The organism is Aeromonas hydrophila subsp. hydrophila ATCC 7966, assembly GCF_000014805.1.
GTDB lineage: Bacteria > Pseudomonadota > Gammaproteobacteria > Enterobacterales > Aeromonadaceae > Aeromonas > Aeromonas hydrophila.
This window is the reverse complement of the sequence record NC_008570.1, coordinates 2,941,827-2,959,254: the sequence shown is the minus strand read 5'-3', so window position 1 is coordinate 2,959,254 and position 17,428 is coordinate 2,941,827. Positions and strand designations below refer to the sequence as shown.

Here is a 17,428-nt window from a genome sequence, read left to right as displayed (position 1 = left end):
TGATGGTGGGCGCGTCTCGTTATGCCTGGGCGGGTTTGACTCAGACCGTGTGGGGCAGGGGGGCCGCCTGATAGGTCGGGTAGTCAATCAAGCCCTTTTCACCGCCGCCGAACAGGGTGGCCGGGTCGTGAGGGGCCAGCGGATAGCCGTGGCGCAGCCGCTCGGGCAGGTCGGGGTTGGCCACGAAGGGGCGACCGAAGCCTATCATGTCGGCCCAGCCCGCCTCGAGCGCCGCCCGGGCACGCTCGCCGTCGTACTTGCCGGCATAGATGAGGGTGTTGGGGAAGGCGTCGCGCAGCCCCTGCTTGAAGCCCTCCGCCATCAGCGGGGCATCGTCCCAGTCCGCCTCGGCGATGTGCAGGTAGACCACGTCGAGCCGGCCCAGCAGGCGGGCGGCGGCCAGGTAGGTCTCCTGCGGGTTGGCATCCACGGTGCCGTTGAGGGTGGTGAGCGGCGCGAGGCGCACCCCGACCCGGTCGGCCCCGATCTCGCTGCAGACTGCCTCGGTCACCTCTTTGAGGAAACGCAGCCGGTTCTCCAAGGAACCGCCGTAGCCGTCGGTGCGGGTATTGGACTCGGAGTCGAGGAACTGGTTGATGAGGTAGCCGTTGGCGGCGTGCAGCTCGATGCCGTCAAAGCCGGCCAGCATGGCGTTGCGAGCCGCCTGACGGAACTGCCCCACTACCGCGTCGATATCGGCCTGGGTCATGGCGCGCGGGGTGACGGTTTCGACGAACCCGGGGGCATCGCTGCCGTTGTCGACGAACACCCGCACCCCTTTCGCCTGAATGGCGGAGGAGGAGATGGGCTGGGCACCGCCGAGGTTGTCGGGGTGAGTGACCCGGCCCACGTGCCAGAGCTGGGCGAACATGGTGCCGCCCTTGGCGTGGACGGCGTCGGTCACCTGCTTCCAGCCGGCCACTTGTTCGGCGCTGTGGATCCCCGGCGTCCAGGCGTAGCCCTTGCCCATGGGGTCAATCTGGGTGCCTTCACTGATGATGAGGCCGGCCCCGGCGCGCTGGGCGTAGTAGGTGGCCATCATGGCATTGGCCACGTCACCGGGTTGGCTGGCGCGGGAGCGGGTCATGGGGGGCATGACGATGCGGTTGGCAAGGTGCAACTGGCCGAGGCGCAGGGGGCAGAACAGGTGATCGTGGTGCATGGTGAATTCCTCATGGTGATGATGGGCTCACTCTAGTGCCGGCATCCCTTGCGAAAAAGAGGGGTAATTGCACAAAAGAATTGCGCTGATGACAGCAATGGTGAAAAGAGGGAGGGGCAGGGGGAGGCGCCTGAATAAAAAAGGGGGCCCGCAAGGCCCCCTTTTTCAGCATGGTTCAAGCAATGGCGTCAGGCCTCCAGCGGCATGACGCGCACCCGCTCGATGCGCCGCTCGCTCACCTCGACCACTTCGAAGCCGAGCTGCTGCAGTTGCAGCTGCTGGCCCGGGGCGGGCAGGGTGCCGAAGTGGGAGAGCAGCATGCCGGCCAGGGTCACGTACTCGTCGCTCTCGCTCACCAGCCCTTCGTGTTCCAGCACCTGCTCCACGTGGTGGATGTTGGTGCTGCCGTTGATGAGCCAGCCTTCCCCATCGCGGACGATGTCCGGCGTTTCATCTTCATCGGGCAGCTCGCCGACGATGGCCTCCAGCAAGTCGTGGGTGGTCACCAACCCCTGGATCACGCCGAACTCGTCGGCCACCAGAATGAGGCTGCCCTTGGCCTGGCGCAGCTCCGCCAGCAGCTTAATCACGTTGATGGTCTGCGGCACTATGATGGGGTCGTTCTGCTTGGCCAGCTCGCTCAAGGATTGCCCTTCGTTGAGGGCAAACAGCAGGTCGCGCGCCTTGACCACCCCGATCACCTCGTCCAGATCGCCGTCACAGACCGGGAACAGGCTGTGGGGCTCCTGCTGCAGCAGGGCGCGGATCTCGTCGTTGGAGTCGTTGACGTCGATCCAGGCCATCTCGGAGCGTGGGGTCATGATGGTGCGAATGGAGCGTTCGGCCAGCGACAGTACCCCGGTCACCATGTAGCGCTCCTCCTCGCCAAAGCTCACCGGCTCGGCGGCGGGGGCGTCCAGATCGTCGTCCGGTCGGTCCTGATATGCCTTGCTGCCCATCAGCTTGAAGATGGCGGCGGTGGTGCGCTCGCGCAGGGGCTGCTTGGCCTCGTGGCGCTCGGCACTGCGCTGGGAGAGCTGGTTGAAGAATTCGATCAGCACCGAGAAGCCGATGGCGGCGTAGAGATAACCCTTCGGAATATGGAAGCCGAACCCTTCCGCCACCAGGCTGAAACCGATCATCAGCAGGAAGCTCAGACAGAGCACCACGACGGTGGGGTGGGCGTTGACGAAGCGGGTCAGCGGCTTGGAGGCGAGTACCATCACCAGCATGGCGATGGTCACGGCCGCCATCATGACGCCGAGGTGTTCCACCATGCCGACGGCGGTGATGATGGAGTCCAGCGAGAAGATGGCATCCAGCACCAGGATCTGGGTGATCACCACGCCGAAGCTGGCGTAGACGCCGACCGGCCCGTCTTCGGGCGGCTTGGCTTCCAGCCGCTCATGCAGCTCGGAGGTGGCCTTGAACAGCAGGAACAGGCCGCCCCCCATCAGGATCAGGTCCCGCCCGGAGAAGGGGTGATCCCACAGGTGCAAAATGGGGGTGGTCAGGGTGACCAGCCAGGACATCACGCTCAGGAGCCCCAGGCGCATCAGCAGGGCCAGTGACAGGCCGATGACGCGGGCCTTGTCCCGCTGGGCGGGGGGCAGCTTTTTCACCAGGATGGCGATGAAGACCAGGTTGTCGATCCCGAGCACGATTTCCAGGACGATCAGGGTAAACAGACCGATCCAGATGTGGGGATCCAGCAGCAATTCCATGTAGTGACCTCAATAAAAACAGACAAAGCAAAGAGTAAGCACGGCGTACGATGGCCGCAGTGACAGCAAGGCAATGGCGTTATTCAGAGGCGCTGATTAAGCAGATAAAGATAGGCTTTGACGGGAAGAAACGAAGGGCAACTTCGGGGATTGTCCATGATGGGCAATAAAACCTCGGGTTAAAAGTGAGCCCTGATGATAACGGGAATCCCGTATTTGGCAAGAGGGGGCGGGCAGCATAGGGGGAGGCGCGCTCGCCCAGCGGGGCGACAGGAGCGGGCGGAGCTTGCCAGGCAAGCCCCGCCTTGCGGCTTACAGCCAGCGTTTCTCGCGGGTGAAGCAGACCGACAGCCAGGCGTCCCCCAGGGTATCGCCGAGGCGAGACCAGAGCTCCTGGCGCAGGGCATCCTGGCGCTCGACGGGCCACTCCTGGCCGGGGGCCACCAGAATGTTGAGTTCGAGATCGAAGCGGCGGCCGCTTTTCGCCAGATGGCTGTAGCATTCGATGCCATGGCGCAGGCGCAGGGCCTCGACTTCGCTTGCCACCAGCCGGGAGACATCCCCCTTGGGGGCGATCTTCAGTACTTCCCGCAGGTTGCGACCGAGCACCTTGATGGGAATGAGGGTAGCGCACAGGGCCAGCAGCGAGACCAGCACCGGGTCTATGTAGCGGTTGTAGTGGCCGTAGCCGATGGCATCGAGGCCGATGGCGACCACGAAGCCGATGAGCAGGGTGGTGCTGAGCAGGGTGTCGACCAGCCACTCCTTGGAGTCCACCCGCACCAGCTCGGAGTTGACCCGCTCGGCCACGTCGGCCTCGACCCGGTAGATGATGCCGCAGAAGAAGGTGGAGACAACGGCATAGATGAGGGCATGGCCGAGATCGATCTCCCGTCCGCCCGCCAGCAGGGTGGTGAGGCCGTTGTAGAGTGCCGCCAGACAGAGCAGCAGAATGATGGTGCCGTTGATGACGTTGGCGATGGGTTCGAAGTGGGCGTAGCCGTATTGAAAGCGGGCGTCGGAAGGGCGGGTAACCAGGTAGGCGGTGATGAGCCCCAGCCCCGTCATGCCCATGCTGAACAGGGTGAAGATGCCGTCCAGCATGATGGCGTTGGAACCGACGAACAGGCCATAGCCGATCCCGAAAATGGCAAAGGTGATGCAACCAAACAGCGACAGGGTCAGCGCCTGTTTTTCGGTGCGAATAAGCGTACTGATAACATGGCTGTAATGAGCCATAAAAGTCCTCCTTTCAAATGGTGAAGATTGCGCGCGCAAGCGGTTTTCTAGCTGATATACTGCCCGCTCACATGTGAGCGGACTGGTTCGGGGGCCCGCGAAGAGGCTGGCCCGAACGGTCGTTGTCGCCGGAGTTCCGGCATCAAGCAAAGGAAGGGAACAAGGATTCATGATCCCGAGACTCGATTACCAGGACAGTTTGTCACCTACAACCCTGCAGTTTCTTGAGTTGCTGGCGCGATCAGCATTTCGTGGTGATATCGAAAAGTCTTATGCAAGCCGGTTGGCGATGGCGACGGATAACAGCGTCTATCAGGTAGTACCTCAGGCGGTTCTCTATCCGCGCAGTGCGGACGATATTGCGGTGATGCTCAAGCTGGCCCAGGGGCCCGAGTACGCGACCTTGAGTTTCTTCCCTCGCGGCGGCGGTACCGGCACCAATGGTCAATCCTTGGGCGGCGGCATTATCGTCGATCTCTCGCGCCATATGAACCAGATCATGGAAATTAATCTGGAAGAGGGCTGGGTGCGGGCCCAGGCCGGGGTGGTCAAAGACCAGCTCAACGCCTATTTGAAGCCCCACGGCTACTTCTTCTCGCCGGATCTCTCCACCTCCAACCGCGCCACCCTGGGCGGCATGGTCAACACCGACGCCTCTGGCCAAGGGTCGCTGGTGTACGGCAAGACCTCGGATCACGTGCTTGGCCTCAAGGCCGTGCTGGAAAACGGCGATCTCATGGCCACCGAGCCGGTGACCGGCCCGCGTCTGGCCGACAAGCTGGCCCTCGAGAACCGGGAGGGGGAGATCTATCGCACCCTCTATCGCATCGGTAAAGAGCGCCGTGCCGACATAGAGGCCACCTTCCCCAAGCTCAACCGTTTTCTGACCGGTTACGATCTCAAGCACCTCTATCAGCCCGATACCGACACCCTGGACGTCAGCCGGGTGCTGTGCGGCTCGGAAGGCTCCTTGGGCTTTATCACCGAAGCCAGGCTCAACATCACCCCCATCCCGCGCTACCGGACGCTCGTCAACGTCAAGTACGACAGCTTCCCGTCGGCCCTGCGCAATGCCCCCTTTATGGTCGAGGCCCATGCGCTGTCGGTGGAGACGGTGGACTCCCGGGTGCTGGGGCTGGCCCGCGCCGACATCATCTGGCACTCGGTCAAAGAGTTCATTCAGGAGGTGCCGGGCAAGGATCTGCAGGGGCTCAACATCGTCGAGTTTGCCGACACCGACGAGAATGAGCACAAGGCCAAGGTGGCCGAGCTGTGCCGGCGCATCGACGGCCTGCTGGCCAAGGGGGAGGCGGGGATCATCGGCTATCAGGTGTGCAACCACCTGGCCAGCATCGAGACCATCTACGCCATGCGCAAGAAGTCGGTGGGGCTGCTCGGCAACGCCGAAGGGCGCAAGAAGCCGGTGGCCTTCACCGAAGACACCGCCGTGCCGCCGGAATCCCTGGCGGACTTCATCATGGAGTTTCGTGCCCTGCTGGATGCCCACGGCCTTGACTACGGCATGTTCGGCCACGTCGATGCCGGGGTGCTGCACGTGCGCCCGGCGCTGGACTTGTGCGATCCCGAGCAGGAGGTGCTGCTGCGGCGCATCTCCGATCAGGTGGTGGCGCTGACCGCCAAATACGGCGGCCTGATGTGGGGCGAGCACGGCAAGGGCTTTCGCTCCGAATACAGCCCCGCCTTCTTCGGCGAGCTGTGGGAGGAGCTGCAACGGGTCAAGGGGGCGTTCGACCCGGCCAACCGCATCAACCCGGGCAAGATCTGCATGCCTTATGGCAGCGGCGCCGAGCTGGTGTCAGTGGATGGGCCCAAGCGCGGCAAGTTTGACCGCCAGATCCCGCTGGCGGTGCGCACCAGCTATACCCGTGCCCTCGATTGCAACGGCAACGGTCTGTGCTTCACCTTCGAGACCGACTCCCCCATGTGCCCCTCGGTCAAGATCAGCCGCGACCGCCGTCACTCTCCCAAGGGGCGGGCCGGCCTGATGCGCGAATGGCTGCGCCAGCTGGCCGAGCAGGGCTTCGATCCGCTGAGTGAGGAGGTGGCGCTGCAAAGCGGCGGTCTGCGCTTCAAGCAGATCGTCGACAAGTTTCGCAACACAGTGGCCCGCGCCCGCGGCGAGTATGACTTCTCCCACGAGGTGATGGAGGCGATGGAGGGGTGCCTGGCGTGTAAAGCCTGTACCAGCCAGTGCCCCATCAAGGTGGATGTGCCCACCTTCCGTGCCCGCTTCATGCAGCTCTATCACAGCCGTTATCTGCGCGGCCCCAAGGATTACTTCGTCGGCACGGTGGAAAGCTATGCCCCCCTGCTGGCCAAGGCACCGAAACTGGTCAACTTCTTCCTCGAGAAGGAGTGGGCCCAGAAGGCGACCGAGAAGAGCATCGGCATGGTGGACGTGCCGCTATTGAGCGTGCCGACCCTGGCCGAGGAGCTGCGCGACCATCGCGCCCGCTATTTCGATCTGCCGGGCCTGGAGGCCATGAGCCCCGAGCAGCGTCAAAAAGTGGTGCTCATCGTGCAGGATCCCTTCACCAGCTACTACGACGCCCCCGTGGTGCGTGACCTGGTGAAGCTCGCCAGCAAGCTCGGCCTGCAGCCCTATCTGCTGCCGTTCAAGCCCAACGGCAAGCCCCAGCACGTGAAGGGCTTCCTGCGCGCCTTCGCCCGTACCGCCGCCAGCAGCGCCCAGTTCCTCAACAAGGTGGCGGCGCTCGGCATTCCCATGGTGGGGGTCGATCCCTCCCTGGTGCTCTGCTATCGGGACGAATACGTGAAGGCGCTCGGCCCCGCCCGTGGCGACTTCCAGGTGCTGCTGCCCCAGGAGTGGCTGCTCTCCTTGCCGGCCGAGGCGTTGCCGGTGCGAGAAGCGGATGCCGGCGTCGAGCCCTGGTATCTGTTCGCCCACTGTACCGAGAAGACCGCCAAGCCATCGACCCACGGTGACTGGAGTACCCTGTTCCGCCGCTTCGGTGCCACCCTGCAACCGGTGTCGGTAGGCTGCTGCGGCATGGCCGGTACCTATGGCCACGATGCCAAACAGGTGGAGAACTCCAAGGGGATCTATGGCCTGAGCTGGGCCGAGCCCCTGGCTCGCCTGCCGCAAGCCCGTTGTCTGGCCACCGGATATTCGTGCCGCAGCCAGGTGAAGCGGATGGAGGGGGAGAAACTCAAGCACCCGCTGCAGGCCCTGCTGGAACTGCTCTGATGCTGACGCTGCCCAAGCGGTTTCGGGTGCCGCAAGCCTATCGGCACCCGCACTTCCTGCTGCTGCCGGTCAATCCGACCCAGGCGGTGGTGGAGTTCGTCGCCATGCTGCGCGAGCGCGAGCAGCTTCATCAGCTGTTTCGCCCGGACGATGTGTGGCCCTCCGCCAATTTCAGCCTGAGCCAGCACGAGGCCGATCTGGAGTGGCAGCACTCCGAGTTTCTGGCCAAACGCTCCTTTGCCTATGGTCTCTGGAGCCCGGCGCGGGAGCCCGAGTTCTGGGGCGGTGTTTACCTCTACCCCTCGGTGTTGCCGGAGGTGGCGATGGAGCTCTTCTTCTGGAAGGTAGCCGAGGCGCCGCTCACCGATGCCGAACTGGAGGCCGAACTGCGCGCCTGGCTCGGCAAGGTATGGCAGTGGCCTGAGCCGCGCCTGCCGGGGCGGGACCAGCCCTGGGTCGAGTGGCCAGGAGTGACCTATCCCTGGTGAGGGTCAACCTCGATGCAAGATGCCCCTGCGTGGGCATCTTTTTTTTTGCTCCTTTTTCGCCGACACTGCTGGTTTGCCGCTACGGCGCAGCGATAACCCGTTGATCACGCAAGGAGTCCGCTCACCATGAGTCAAGAAAGCAGCCCCATCTGGCGCAAACCCATGAGCCTTGAAGGGCTCAACGCCAGCTCTCGCAACACCCTGATGGCTCACCTCGACATCGTCTATACCGCCTTTGGTCCTGACTGGCTGGAGGCCACCATGCCGGTGGATCACCGCACCCACCAGCCGCTTGGCATGCTGCACGGCGGCGCCTCCGTGGTGCTGGCGGAGACGCTGGGTTCCTTGGCGGCCAACATGGCGGTCGGACCCGACAGTTACTGCGTGGGGCTGGAGGTCAATGCCAACCACCTGAGGGCCAAGCGGGAAGGGGTGGTGACGGGGCGTTGCGCGCCGCTGCATCTGGGGGCGACGACTCAGGTGTGGCAGATAGAAATTCGCGATGAACGTGGTCGTTTATTGTGCACCAGCCGGTTGACCATGGCGGTGCTCAAACACAAGCGGGACAAGGACTCTGGCGAAGCGTGATCTGCAATAACGCACTATGAGTGAAAAATAAGCAAGCCATAGTCGCAAGATCCCTCTATAATTGCCAACGTCTTGAGAGGCTTATCACATTTTTCAAGACAGCAGAACAAAGTGGCGCTATAATCGCCGCCTTTTTGCTATTCCGCGGTGTTAGCCGCCTGCCTTAATCTGGAAGAATCTATGTCTGATACCGAACAACTGCCCCTTTTTAGTGAGCTTGGACTGGCCGCGCCTGTACTGAAAGCGCTGCAGGACGTGGGCTATGAGCGCCCGTCCCCCATCCAGGCCGCAGCAATTCCCCACCTGATGGCGGGCCACGATCTGCTGGGGCAGGCGCAAACCGGTACAGGGAAGACCGCTGCTTTTGCCTTGCCTCTGTTGTCTCGTCTGGAAGCTGGTAACCGCAACACCCAGATCCTGGTGCTGGCACCGACTCGTGAACTTGCCCTGCAGGTGGCTGAAGCGTGCCAACGCTATGCCCACCACATGCCTGATTTCCACGTGCTGCCCATCTACGGCGGCGCCTCCTACGAAACCCAGACCCGCGCCCTGCGCCGCGGTGCTCAGGTTGTCGTGGGTACCCCGGGCCGCGTGATGGACCTGATCCGTCGCAAGAACCTGGACCTCTCTGGCCTGAAAGCCCTGGTGCTGGACGAAGCGGACGAGATGCTGCGCATGGGCTTCATCGACGACGTGGACTGGATCATGGAACAGTGCCCGGCTGGTCGTCAGGTTGCCCTGTTCTCTGCCACCATGCCGGAGCAGATCCGTCGTGTGGCCCAGAAGCACCTGAAGCAGCCCAAAGAGATCAAGATCGCTTCCAAGACTGCGACCGCTACCACTATCCGCCAGCGTTACTGGCAGGTGACCGGTCTGCACAAGCTGGACGCCATGACCCGTCTGCTGGAAGTCGAGCCCTACGAAGCCCTGCTGGTGTTCGTACGCACCAAGAACGCCGCCGAAGAACTGGCTGGCAAGCTGGCTGCCCGTGGTCACGCCTGTGAAGCGCTGCACGGTGACATTCCGCAGAAGCTGCGTGAACGTACCGTCGACAAGCTGCGCCAAGGCCAGCTGGACATCCTGATCGCCACCGACGTGGTTGCCCGTGGTCTGGACGTTGAGCGCATCACCCACGTGGTGAACTACGACATCCCCTACGACACCGAATCCTACGTTCACCGTATCGGTCGTACCGGTCGTGCCGGTCGCAAGGGCGAAGCCATCCTGTTTGTGGCACCGCGCGAGCGTCGCATGCTGCGCGCCATCGAGCACGCAACCCGTCAGGCTATCGAGCCGATGAAGATGCCGAGCACCGAGGACATCAACCAGCACCGTCTGGCCAAGTTCAAAGAGCGCATCCGCGAAACCATGATGGGCGAAGAGCTCGAGATCTACGTGAACCTGGTGAACGAGCTGATCGAAGAAGACTCTGCCGATCCGCTGGAGCTGGCTGCTGCACTGGCTAAGCTGGTACAGGGCGACCAGCCGCTGCTGCTGGATGACTCCATTCCGGATCCGGTGTTCAACGCCGGCAACGATCGCGGTGGTTTCGAGCGTCGTGACTTCAACGACCGTGGTGGCCGTGATTTCGCCGACCGTGGCGATCGCCCGGCTCGTCGCATGCCGTCCCTGGAGCCGCGTCCGCTCAAAGACAACCCGGACGTGGAAATGGAGCGCTACCGCGTCGACGTGGGTGCCCATCACGGCGTCAAGCCGGGCCAGATCGTGGGTGCCATCGCCAACGAAGCGAACATCGAGAGCCGCTTCATCGGCAACATCGACATCGCCGATGACTTCTCCACCGTCGATCTGCCCAAGGGCATGAGCGCCGAAGTGCTGGAAGTGATCAAGAAGGCCCGTGTCTGCCAGCGTCCGCTGCAGATCAGCCGCTACACCGAAGTGCCGGCCGGCAGCAACACGGCTCCCCGTCCGCCCCGTGGTGATCGTCCGTTCCGTGGCGACCGTCCTTTCAACAAGGATCGCCGTCCGCAGGGTGACCGTCCCTTCAACAAGGATCGCCGTGAAGGCGGTTTTGACAAGGGTCGCAAATTCGGTGGCAAGCGCCGCGACAGCTAAACCCTGACTGCTAGCTAAAGAGGCCGCTCATCGAGCGGCCTTTTTGTTGCCCGTCGTTCACCCAGGCGACGTTGCAGCGCCGCATGGGGGATGTGAAAGGGTCAGTCCATGGCACACCGTGGATATCGCCGATGGGTTGGCCTGACATCGTCCTGGGGGATGAGGCAGAAAGTAAGGGGCGGGCAAGCGAAGGGTAGCTACGGGCTGGGGCGAGCCACATCCTCATAAAAGGGAAGAGTGCAGCAGCAAGAACAGGTTGAGAGGGGCGCCCGAGCTGGATTGTCCGGCTCTATGTCATCGCGATGAAGGCAGCAAAAAGGCGACCCTGAGGGTCGCCTTTTATGTTTATGCATCTATCTTGGGGGCTTAGAGCACCATGGCGGCAATCCAGCCGAAGATGATGAGCGGGATGTTGTAGTGGATGAAGGTGGGCACCACGCTGTCCCAGATATGGTCGTGCTGGCCGTCGGCGTTGAGACCCGAGGTGGGGCCCAGGGTCGAGTCGGAGGCGGGAGAGCCCGCATCCCCCAGGGCGCCGGCGGTGCCGACCAGAGAGATGGTCGCCAGGGGGGAGAAGCCGAGGTGCAGGCACAGCGGCACATAGATGGTGGCGATGATGGGTACGGTGGAGAAGGAGGAGCCGATCCCCATGGTGATGAGCAGGCCCACCAGCAGCATCAGGAAGGCGGCCAGCCCCTTGTGGCCCGCCATCATGCCGGAGACGGCCTGTACCAGGCTCTCCACCCCGTGGGTCTCTTTCATCACGGCGGCGAAGCCGGCGGCGGAGATCATGATGAAGCCGATGAGGGACATCATGCGTACGCCCTGGGTGAAGGCATCCTGGCTCTCGCGGAACTTGATGACACCGCCACAGGTGAAGATGACGAAGCCCGCCAGCGCCCCCAGCACGATGCTGTTGGTCATCAGCTGCAGTCCCAGCGCCACGGCGATGGCCAGCAGGGCGACCCAGATGTGGTTGAGGTTGAGATCGACCGTCTCCGGCTCGGCGGCCAGGATCTTCTCCAGATCATACTGGCGCGGCTTGCGGTAGCTGAAGAAGACGGCGATCAGCAGGCCGACGAACATGCCCAGCACCGGAATGGCCATCGCCAGCGGCAGCTGGCTGTGCTCGACCGGTACGCCGTTGTCGATCAGGTTCTTGGCCAGGATGTTGTTGAGGAAGATGCCGCCAAAGCCCACCGGCAGCAGCATATAGGTCGCGGTCAGGCCAAAGGTGATGACGCAGGCCACCTGACGGCGGTCGATCTTCATCTGGGCCATGACGTGCAACAGCGGCGGGATCAGGATGGGAATGAAGGCGATATGGACCGGGATCAGGTTCTGGGAGGAGATGGAGACCCCCAGTACCGAGCTGAGCAGCAGGGCCTTGACCCAGAGGATGCGCGAGCTGCTGGCATCCTTGCCGAGTTGGCTGATCACTTTGCGCGCCAGCAGATCCGTGATGCCGGAGCGGGAGATGGCGACTGCGAAGGCCCCCAGCATGGCGTAGGAGAGGGCGATCTCGGCGCCGCCACCCAGGCCACCGCTGAAGGTGCTGAGGGTCTGCTCGAGGGAGAGACCGCCGATCAGGCCGCCGACGATGGCGCCGATGGCGAGAGAGACCACCACATTGATCCGCAGCAGGCTGAGCACCAGCATCAGCGCCACCGCGATAACAACAGGATTCATTTGCTTTCCTTATAGTTTGTGTTGCTGTCTGTCGTGTGAAAGGCAGTTAGTTTGCGAAAAATGTGACAAATGTCGAGTAAAAAATCAGGTGAATGGCCTATCTACAGCATTCCCGGCGGTTCAACCCAGGTAATGAGTCGGGAGAGGTAAAAAACGGTGCTGGATGGACCTTTTCTCGACATTCTGGTCAAACCAGATGGCGCAAGAAAAGAGGCTGCCGTGGCAGCCTCTTGGGAAGGGGGCGTCGTTACTCGCTGGCGTCGTCGGCCACCTCGTCCGGGTGGGCCGGGGGCCAGCCACCCAGGCTCTTCCAGCGGTTGACGATATGACAGAACAGCTCGGTGGTGCGCTCGGTGTCGTAGAGGGCGGAGTGCGCCTCTTTATTGTCAAACGGAATGCGCGCGCTCTGGCACGCCTTGGCCAGCACCGTCTGGCCGAGCGCCAGGCCGGAGAGGGCTGCGGTGTCGAAGGTGGCAAACGGATGGAATGGATTGCGCTTGAGGCCGGCCCGCTCGGCGGCGGCCATGACGAAACCGTGATCGAAGGTGGCGTTGTGGGCCACTATGATGGCGCGGCCGCAATCCTGCTCCTTCATTCCCTTGCGGATGCCCTTGAAGATCTCGGTCAGCGCCTCTTTCTCGCTGACGGCGCCGCGCAGCGGATTGAAGGGATCGATGCCGGTGAACTCCAGCGCCGCTTTTTCCAGATTGGCCCCTTCAAACGGCTCGACATGAAAATGGAAGATCTGGTCGGGCACGAGCCAGCCCTGCTCGTCCATCTTGAGGGTATAGGCGGCGATTTCCAGCAAGGCGTCGGTTCTGGCATTGAACCCGGCGGTTTCAACATCGATGACGACGGGGTAAAAGCCACGAAAACGGCCCTTGAGGGTGTGAACAGCGTCGGTCATGGTATCTCGGTCGGCGTGAAATGAGGCGGCATTATGGCAAAAAAGCCGGCCTTTGTCCCTCATCGGCCGCCATCGGCGCGCTGGCCGATTCTATTATCGACACGCGGGCTTATAATTGACCACTTCAACAATGGAATGGGGAGCAACGATGAAGAAGCTGGGATTGGCGCACAAGATGTTGCTGGTGGTCTGCCTGCCACTGCTGGCCTTGCTGTTCTTCTCCGGCCGATACGTCTATGAGCGTTATCGGGTCGAGCAGGAGATGAGTCAGGCCCAGGCCGCACTGGCGGTGGTGCGGGAAGCGGCGCAGCTGGCCCACGAGCTGCAAAAGGAGCGTGGCATGTCGGCCGGCTTCCTGGGTTCCGGTGGCAACAAGTTCCGCGATGCCCTGCCGGCGCAGCGCAAGCAGGTCGATACCCTGCTGCAGCGCTTTCGTGAGGATCCCGCCCTGCTGGCGCTCAAAGAAGTGCAGCAGGAGCTGGCCGGGCTCACCGCCATGCGCGAGCGGGTCAGTGCGCTGGGAGTCGAGGTGGCCGAGCAGGTCAGCTTCTATACCCGGATGATCACCCAGTTGCTGGCGGTGGTGGATCAGATCAGCATCAATAGCCGGGATGCCACCATAGCGCTGCAGACCAATGCCTATGCCGCCTTCTTGCAGAGCAAGGAGCGGATGGGGCTGGAGCGGGCAACCTTAAGCAACGTGTTTGGCCGCGACAGCTTCACGCCGGCGCTGTTGCAGCAGTTCATCTCCCTGTTGGCGGCCCAGAATACCTATCTCGAGCGTTTCCAGGCGGTGGCGAGCCCCTCCCAGCGCCAGCTGCTGGCCGACAGCCTGGCCTCGCCGGTGGTGAGCAAGGTGGCCGCCATGGAGAAGCTGGCGCTGGACAAGGCGGCCAGCGGCGGCTTCGGGGTGGATGCCGAGGCCTGGTTTGCCCTGAGCACCGACAAGATCAGCCTGCTCAAGGAGAGCGAAGATCGCCTCTATCAGCAGCTGTCCGAGCGGGTGGATCAGATGAGAGCGAAGAGCGCCAGCGACTTCTGGTGGGCCGCCACCGGGGTCTTGCTGTGCGTACTGCTCACCAGCTTCGTCTGCTGGCGGGTGGTGCGAGATCTGCATCTGGGCTTCATGGCCCTGCACCATACCTTCAAGCGGCTGGTGCAGGAGAACGATCTGACGGTGCGGGTCAACTGGCGATCCGGTGATGAGCTGGGGGCATTGTCGCGGGATCTGAACCACTTCCTCGAACATCTGGAGGGGCTGATGCTGGCGGTGCGCCGCTCCTGCGAGGTGCTGGCCCGCAGCGCCGCCGCCTCGGCCAACGTCATTGCCGAAGTCAACGCCGGGGTGGCCAAGGGGTTTGGCCAGGTGGATCTGGTGGCGACGGCCGCCACCGAGATGGCCTCGACGGTGGCCGAGATCGCGCGCAACGCGACCCAGACCTCGCTGGCGACCCAGCAGGCCATCGGCCGGGCCCGGCAGGGTGATAAGGAGGTGGATCAGACCATCGATGCCATCCAGCAGGTCGCGGGGACCTTGAGTGATACCCAGCAACTGGTGGACAGCCTGCATCAGGACACCGAATCGGTGGGCGAGGCACTCAACCTCATCAAGCAGATCTCGGATCGCACCAACCTGCTGGCCCTCAACGCCGCCATCGAGGCGGCCCGCGCCGGCGAATCCGGCCGCGGTTTTGCGGTGGTGGCGGAAGAGGTGCGGGCGCTGGCGTCGCGCACCCAGCAGGCCGCCGACGACATAGAACGGATGCTGGTGCGGCTGCGGCAGGGGGCCAATCAGGCGGTGACCGCCATGCACCTGGGGACCGAGCAGGCGGGGCTGAGCGTGACCGAGGCCAAGCGGGCGGGCAGCGAGCTGACCGACATCGTCAACGAGGTGCGCAAGGTGAGCGACATGACCGCCCAGGTGGCTACCGCTACCGAGGAGCAGCGCTATGTCACCGACGATATCCAGCACAACGTGATGACCATCCGCGAGGTGTACGAGGCACATCGCCAGCACTCGGAAACCCTGCAGCAAAACAGCGCCGAGCTGGATCAGCTGGCGCGGGAGCTGGCGGGGCGCATCGCCCGCTTCAAACTGATGGACGCTGCCTCGACCCACTGATCGGTTTGCCCTAAAGCTTGTCCTGCCCCTGCCGATATCTAACCTGAGATCGTGTGGAGGGCAGGCAGTTGAACGCTTGGATGTTGGGGTTGGTCAGCATATCCGTGAGTATGCAGTTACAGGCGGGAGTCACCGAGTTCGGTGCCGGCCTGGATCAATCCGTCTGGCGCTTGACCTCCGACACCCAGGTGGAGTGCCGGCTCGAGCACCCCATCCCCAACTGGGGAACGGGGGCATTCGTCAGCCGCGCCGGTCGCAAGATCAACCTGGATTTCGAGCTCAAGGGGCTGCGCCAGCAGGCCCAGACCCAGACGGTCAGCCTGGGCATCATGCCGCCGGTCTGGCGCCCCGGTATCGCCGGGCGGGAAGTGAGCCAGCTGCGCTTTTACCAGCAGTTTGACGGGCTGGTGGAGGGACAGACCGCATGGACCATGCTGGACGAGCTGGAAGGGGGCCGCATGCCGACCTTCCAGTACCGCGACTGGTATCGGCAGAATCGACCGGTACGGGTCTCGCTCTCCTCGGTCAACTTCCGGGTCAAGTATCAGGCCTTCGTGGATTGCCTCAATGGCCTGCTGCCCTACAGTTTCAACGACATCGCCTTCAGCGTGCTCACCTATGACAAGAACAGTGACGAGCTGTCGCTGGCCTCCAAGCGGCGGCTGGCGATGATCGGCGAGTATGTGAAGGTGGACAAGAGCATCGACGTGGTGGTGATCGACGCCTACAGCGACAGTTATGGCGGCCGCTGGCCGAACCAGAAGCTCTCCGAGAAACGGGCCGATGCCATCAAGAAGGTGTTTATGGATCTGGGCATCGAACCCGGCAAGATCTCGGTGGAGGGGCACGGCGAGAAGCAGCACATCGCTTCCAACGAAACCGAAGATGGTCGTGCCAAGAACCGGCGGGTGGTGATCAACATGGGCCGCAACGGCGCCATCTGAGGAAAACGAATCCATAAAAAAGAGCGCCTTGGCGCTCTTTTTGTTTTTCGGGGCTCAGTCTGGATCAGAAACTGTCGCCGAGGCCGCTGCCGGCATCCTTCTTGGCGATCAGCTCAATCTTGTAACCGTCCGGATCTTCCACGAAGGCGATGACGGTGGTGCCGCCCTTGACCGGGCCCGGCTCGCGGGTGATCTTGGCACCGGCGGCGCGCAGCGCCTCGCAGGTGGCATAGATGTCGTCCGCTTCCAGCGCGATGTGACCGTAGGCCGAGCCCAGCTCGTACTCGCTGACACCCCAGTTGTAGGTGAGCTCGATCACCGCTTCATCTTTCTCGTCACCGTAGCCGACGAAGGCCAGGGTGTACTTGTATTCGCTGTTCTCGCTCTTGCGCAGCAGTTTCATCCCCAGCACTCGGGTATAGAAGTCGATGGAGCGTTGCAGATCGCCGACGCGCAACATGGTATGCAGGATTCTCATTGCTCAATTCTCCGGGTAGTGGTTCTTGTGGTATGGGTGCCGCCCAGGGGAGCGGATACCGGCGCTTGGCTCAAGCCCGTGCTCGCCAGGAGCTGCGCCATGGCTGCACCGTTTGCGAGCTGGCAGCCGTGTTCAGCTCTCCGGGTAGACCTTTTCCTTGTACTCGCACAAGTCCTCGATGATACAGGAACCGCAGCGCGGTTTGCGAGCCAGACAGGTGTAGCGCCCGTGCAGGATCAGCCAGTGGTGCACATCCAGCTTGAACTCGGCGGGAACCACCTTGAGCAGCTTCTCCTCCACCTGATCGACGTTCTTGCCCACCGCAAAGCCGGTGCGGTTGGAGACCCGGAAGATATGGGTATCGACGGCGATGGTGGGCCAACCGAAGGCGGTGTTGAGCACCACGTTGGCGGTCTTGCGGCCGACCCCGGGCAGGGCCTCGAGGGCTTCGCGGTTCTCCGGCACTTCACCGCCGTGGAGCTCCAGCAGGATGGCGCAGGTCTTGATGACGTTCTCGGCCTTGGTGTTGAACAGGCCAATGGTCTTGATGTACTCCTTGACCCCGTCTACCCCCAGTTCCAGCATGGCCTGGGGGGTGTTGGCCACCGGGTAGAGCTTGTCGGTGGCCTTGTTGACGCTGACATCGGTGGCCTGTGCCGACAGCAGCACGGCGATCAGCAGCTCGAACGGCGTCTTGAAGTTGAGCTCGGTGGTGGGGTGGGGGTTGTCGTCCCGCAGTCGCTCCAGTATCTGCCTACGTTTCTGATTGTTCATGGCTCTCT

Annotated in this window: 13 protein-coding genes; 6 read left to right on the top strand and 7 right to left on the bottom strand. The window is 62.8% G+C overall.

The features are described 5' to 3' along the window. Positions 1-40 precede the first annotated feature (40 nt). The 3 genes from AHA_RS13395 to AHA_RS13385 all read right to left on the bottom strand — a co-directional run bounded on the left by AHA_RS13395 (position 41) and on the right by AHA_RS13385 (position 4,125). Positions 41-1,162, bottom strand: a complete 1,122-nt coding sequence (locus tag AHA_RS13395) for an alkene reductase (protein ID WP_011706467.1) — start codon at positions 1,160-1,162, stop codon at positions 41-43. 188 nt (positions 1,163-1,350) lie between these two features. Then, complete coding sequence (locus AHA_RS13390) at positions 1,351-2,886, bottom strand: TerC family protein (protein WP_011706466.1); 1,536 nt, start codon at positions 2,884-2,886, stop codon at positions 1,351-1,353. Positions 2,887-3,198: 312 nt separating this feature from the next. Beyond that, positions 3,199-4,125, bottom strand: a complete 927-nt coding sequence (locus AHA_RS13385) for a cation diffusion facilitator family transporter (protein ID WP_011706465.1) — start codon at positions 4,123-4,125, stop codon at positions 3,199-3,201. Positions 4,126-4,294: 169 nt separating this feature from the next. Here AHA_RS13385 and ydiJ point away from each other — a divergent pair, with 169 nt between their 5' ends. From ydiJ to AHA_RS13365, 4 genes are all read left to right on the top strand, one after another. Beyond that, positions 4,295-7,354 (top strand): D-2-hydroxyglutarate dehydrogenase YdiJ, encoded by a 3,060-nt coding sequence (gene ydiJ, locus AHA_RS13380; protein ID WP_164927676.1) that lies wholly within the window; start codon positions 4,295-4,297, stop codon positions 7,352-7,354. After that, positions 7,354-7,842, top strand: coding sequence for a hypothetical protein (locus AHA_RS13375; protein ID WP_011706463.1), 489 nt, complete (start codon positions 7,354-7,356; stop codon positions 7,840-7,842). The genes ydiJ and AHA_RS13375 overlap by 1 nt, the downstream gene beginning before the upstream one ends. A gap of 126 nt (positions 7,843-7,968) precedes the next feature. Beyond that, entirely contained in the window at positions 7,969-8,430 is a 462-nt protein-coding gene (locus AHA_RS13370) for a hotdog fold thioesterase (protein ID WP_011706462.1), read from the top strand. Positions 8,431-8,610: 180 nt separating this feature from the next. After that, on the top strand, positions 8,611-10,506 hold the full coding sequence (locus AHA_RS13365; protein ID WP_016351112.1) for a DEAD/DEAH box helicase: 1,896 nt from the start codon (positions 8,611-8,613) through the stop codon (positions 10,504-10,506). A 366-nt stretch (positions 10,507-10,872) separates the two neighbouring features. Here the strand turns inward: AHA_RS13365 and AHA_RS13360 are convergent, their stop codons facing one another. Next, a complete protein-coding gene (locus AHA_RS13360) occupies positions 10,873-12,195 on the bottom strand; it encodes a Na+/H+ antiporter family protein (protein WP_011706460.1) in 1,323 nt (440 codons plus the stop codon). Positions 12,196-12,442: 247 nt separating this feature from the next. After that, a complete protein-coding gene (rnt, locus tag AHA_RS13355) occupies positions 12,443-13,102 on the bottom strand; it encodes a ribonuclease T (RefSeq protein WP_029300258.1) in 660 nt (219 codons plus the stop codon). Between the two features lie 148 nt (positions 13,103-13,250). On the opposite strand from rnt, the gene AHA_RS13350 reads away from it, so the two are divergent. Both AHA_RS13350 and AHA_RS13345 read left to right on the top strand, forming a co-directional pair. After that, positions 13,251-15,224 (top strand): methyl-accepting chemotaxis protein, encoded by a 1,974-nt coding sequence (locus AHA_RS13350; RefSeq protein ID WP_024944878.1) that lies wholly within the window; start codon positions 13,251-13,253, stop codon positions 15,222-15,224. Positions 15,225-15,292: 68 nt separating this feature from the next. Further along, entirely contained in the window at positions 15,293-16,168 is an 876-nt protein-coding gene (locus tag AHA_RS13345) for a flagellar protein MotY (protein WP_172583085.1), read from the top strand. A 64-nt stretch (positions 16,169-16,232) separates the two neighbouring features. Here the strand turns inward: AHA_RS13345 and gloA are convergent, their stop codons facing one another. Then, positions 16,233-16,646 carry a lactoylglutathione lyase gene (gloA, locus tag AHA_RS13340; RefSeq protein ID WP_011706456.1) on the bottom strand — a complete coding sequence of 138 codons (414 nt, stop codon included), beginning with the start codon at positions 16,644-16,646 and terminating at the stop codon, positions 16,233-16,235. A gap of 132 nt (positions 16,647-16,778) precedes the next feature. After that, positions 16,779-17,420, bottom strand: coding sequence for an endonuclease III (gene nth, locus AHA_RS13335; RefSeq protein ID WP_011706455.1), 642 nt, complete (start codon positions 17,418-17,420; stop codon positions 16,779-16,781). Positions 17,421-17,428: the final 8 nt, after the last annotated feature.

Bases quoted from the DNA above. Each gene is read 5' to 3' on its own strand.
- AHA_RS13395 (WP_011706467.1), bottom strand. From the start codon at position 1,162: ATGCACCACGATCACCTGTTCTGCCCCCTGCGCCTCGGCCAGTTGCAC.
- AHA_RS13390 (WP_011706466.1), bottom strand. From the start codon at position 2,886: ATGGAATTGCTGCTGGATCCCCACATCTGGATCGGTCTGTTTACCCTG.
- AHA_RS13385 (WP_011706465.1), bottom strand. From the start codon at position 4,125: ATGGCTCATTACAGCCATGTTATCAGTACGCTTATTCGCACCGAAAAA.
- ydiJ (WP_164927676.1), top strand. From the start codon at position 4,295: ATGATCCCGAGACTCGATTACCAGGACAGTTTGTCACCTACAACCCTG.
- AHA_RS13375 (WP_011706463.1), top strand. From the start codon at position 7,354: ATGCTGACGCTGCCCAAGCGGTTTCGGGTGCCGCAAGCCTATCGGCAC.
- AHA_RS13370 (WP_011706462.1), top strand. From the start codon at position 7,969: ATGAGTCAAGAAAGCAGCCCCATCTGGCGCAAACCCATGAGCCTTGAA.
- AHA_RS13365 (WP_016351112.1), top strand. From the start codon at position 8,611: ATGTCTGATACCGAACAACTGCCCCTTTTTAGTGAGCTTGGACTGGCC.
- AHA_RS13360 (WP_011706460.1), bottom strand. From the start codon at position 12,195: ATGAATCCTGTTGTTATCGCGGTGGCGCTGATGCTGGTGCTCAGCCTG.
- rnt (WP_029300258.1), bottom strand. From the start codon at position 13,102: ATGACCGACGCTGTTCACACCCTCAAGGGCCGTTTTCGTGGCTTTTAC.
- AHA_RS13350 (WP_024944878.1), top strand. From the start codon at position 13,251: ATGAAGAAGCTGGGATTGGCGCACAAGATGTTGCTGGTGGTCTGCCTG.
- gloA (WP_011706456.1), bottom strand. From the start codon at position 16,646: ATGAGAATCCTGCATACCATGTTGCGCGTCGGCGATCTGCAACGCTCC.
- nth (WP_011706455.1), bottom strand. From the start codon at position 17,420: ATGAACAATCAGAAACGTAGGCAGATACTGGAGCGACTGCGGGACGAC.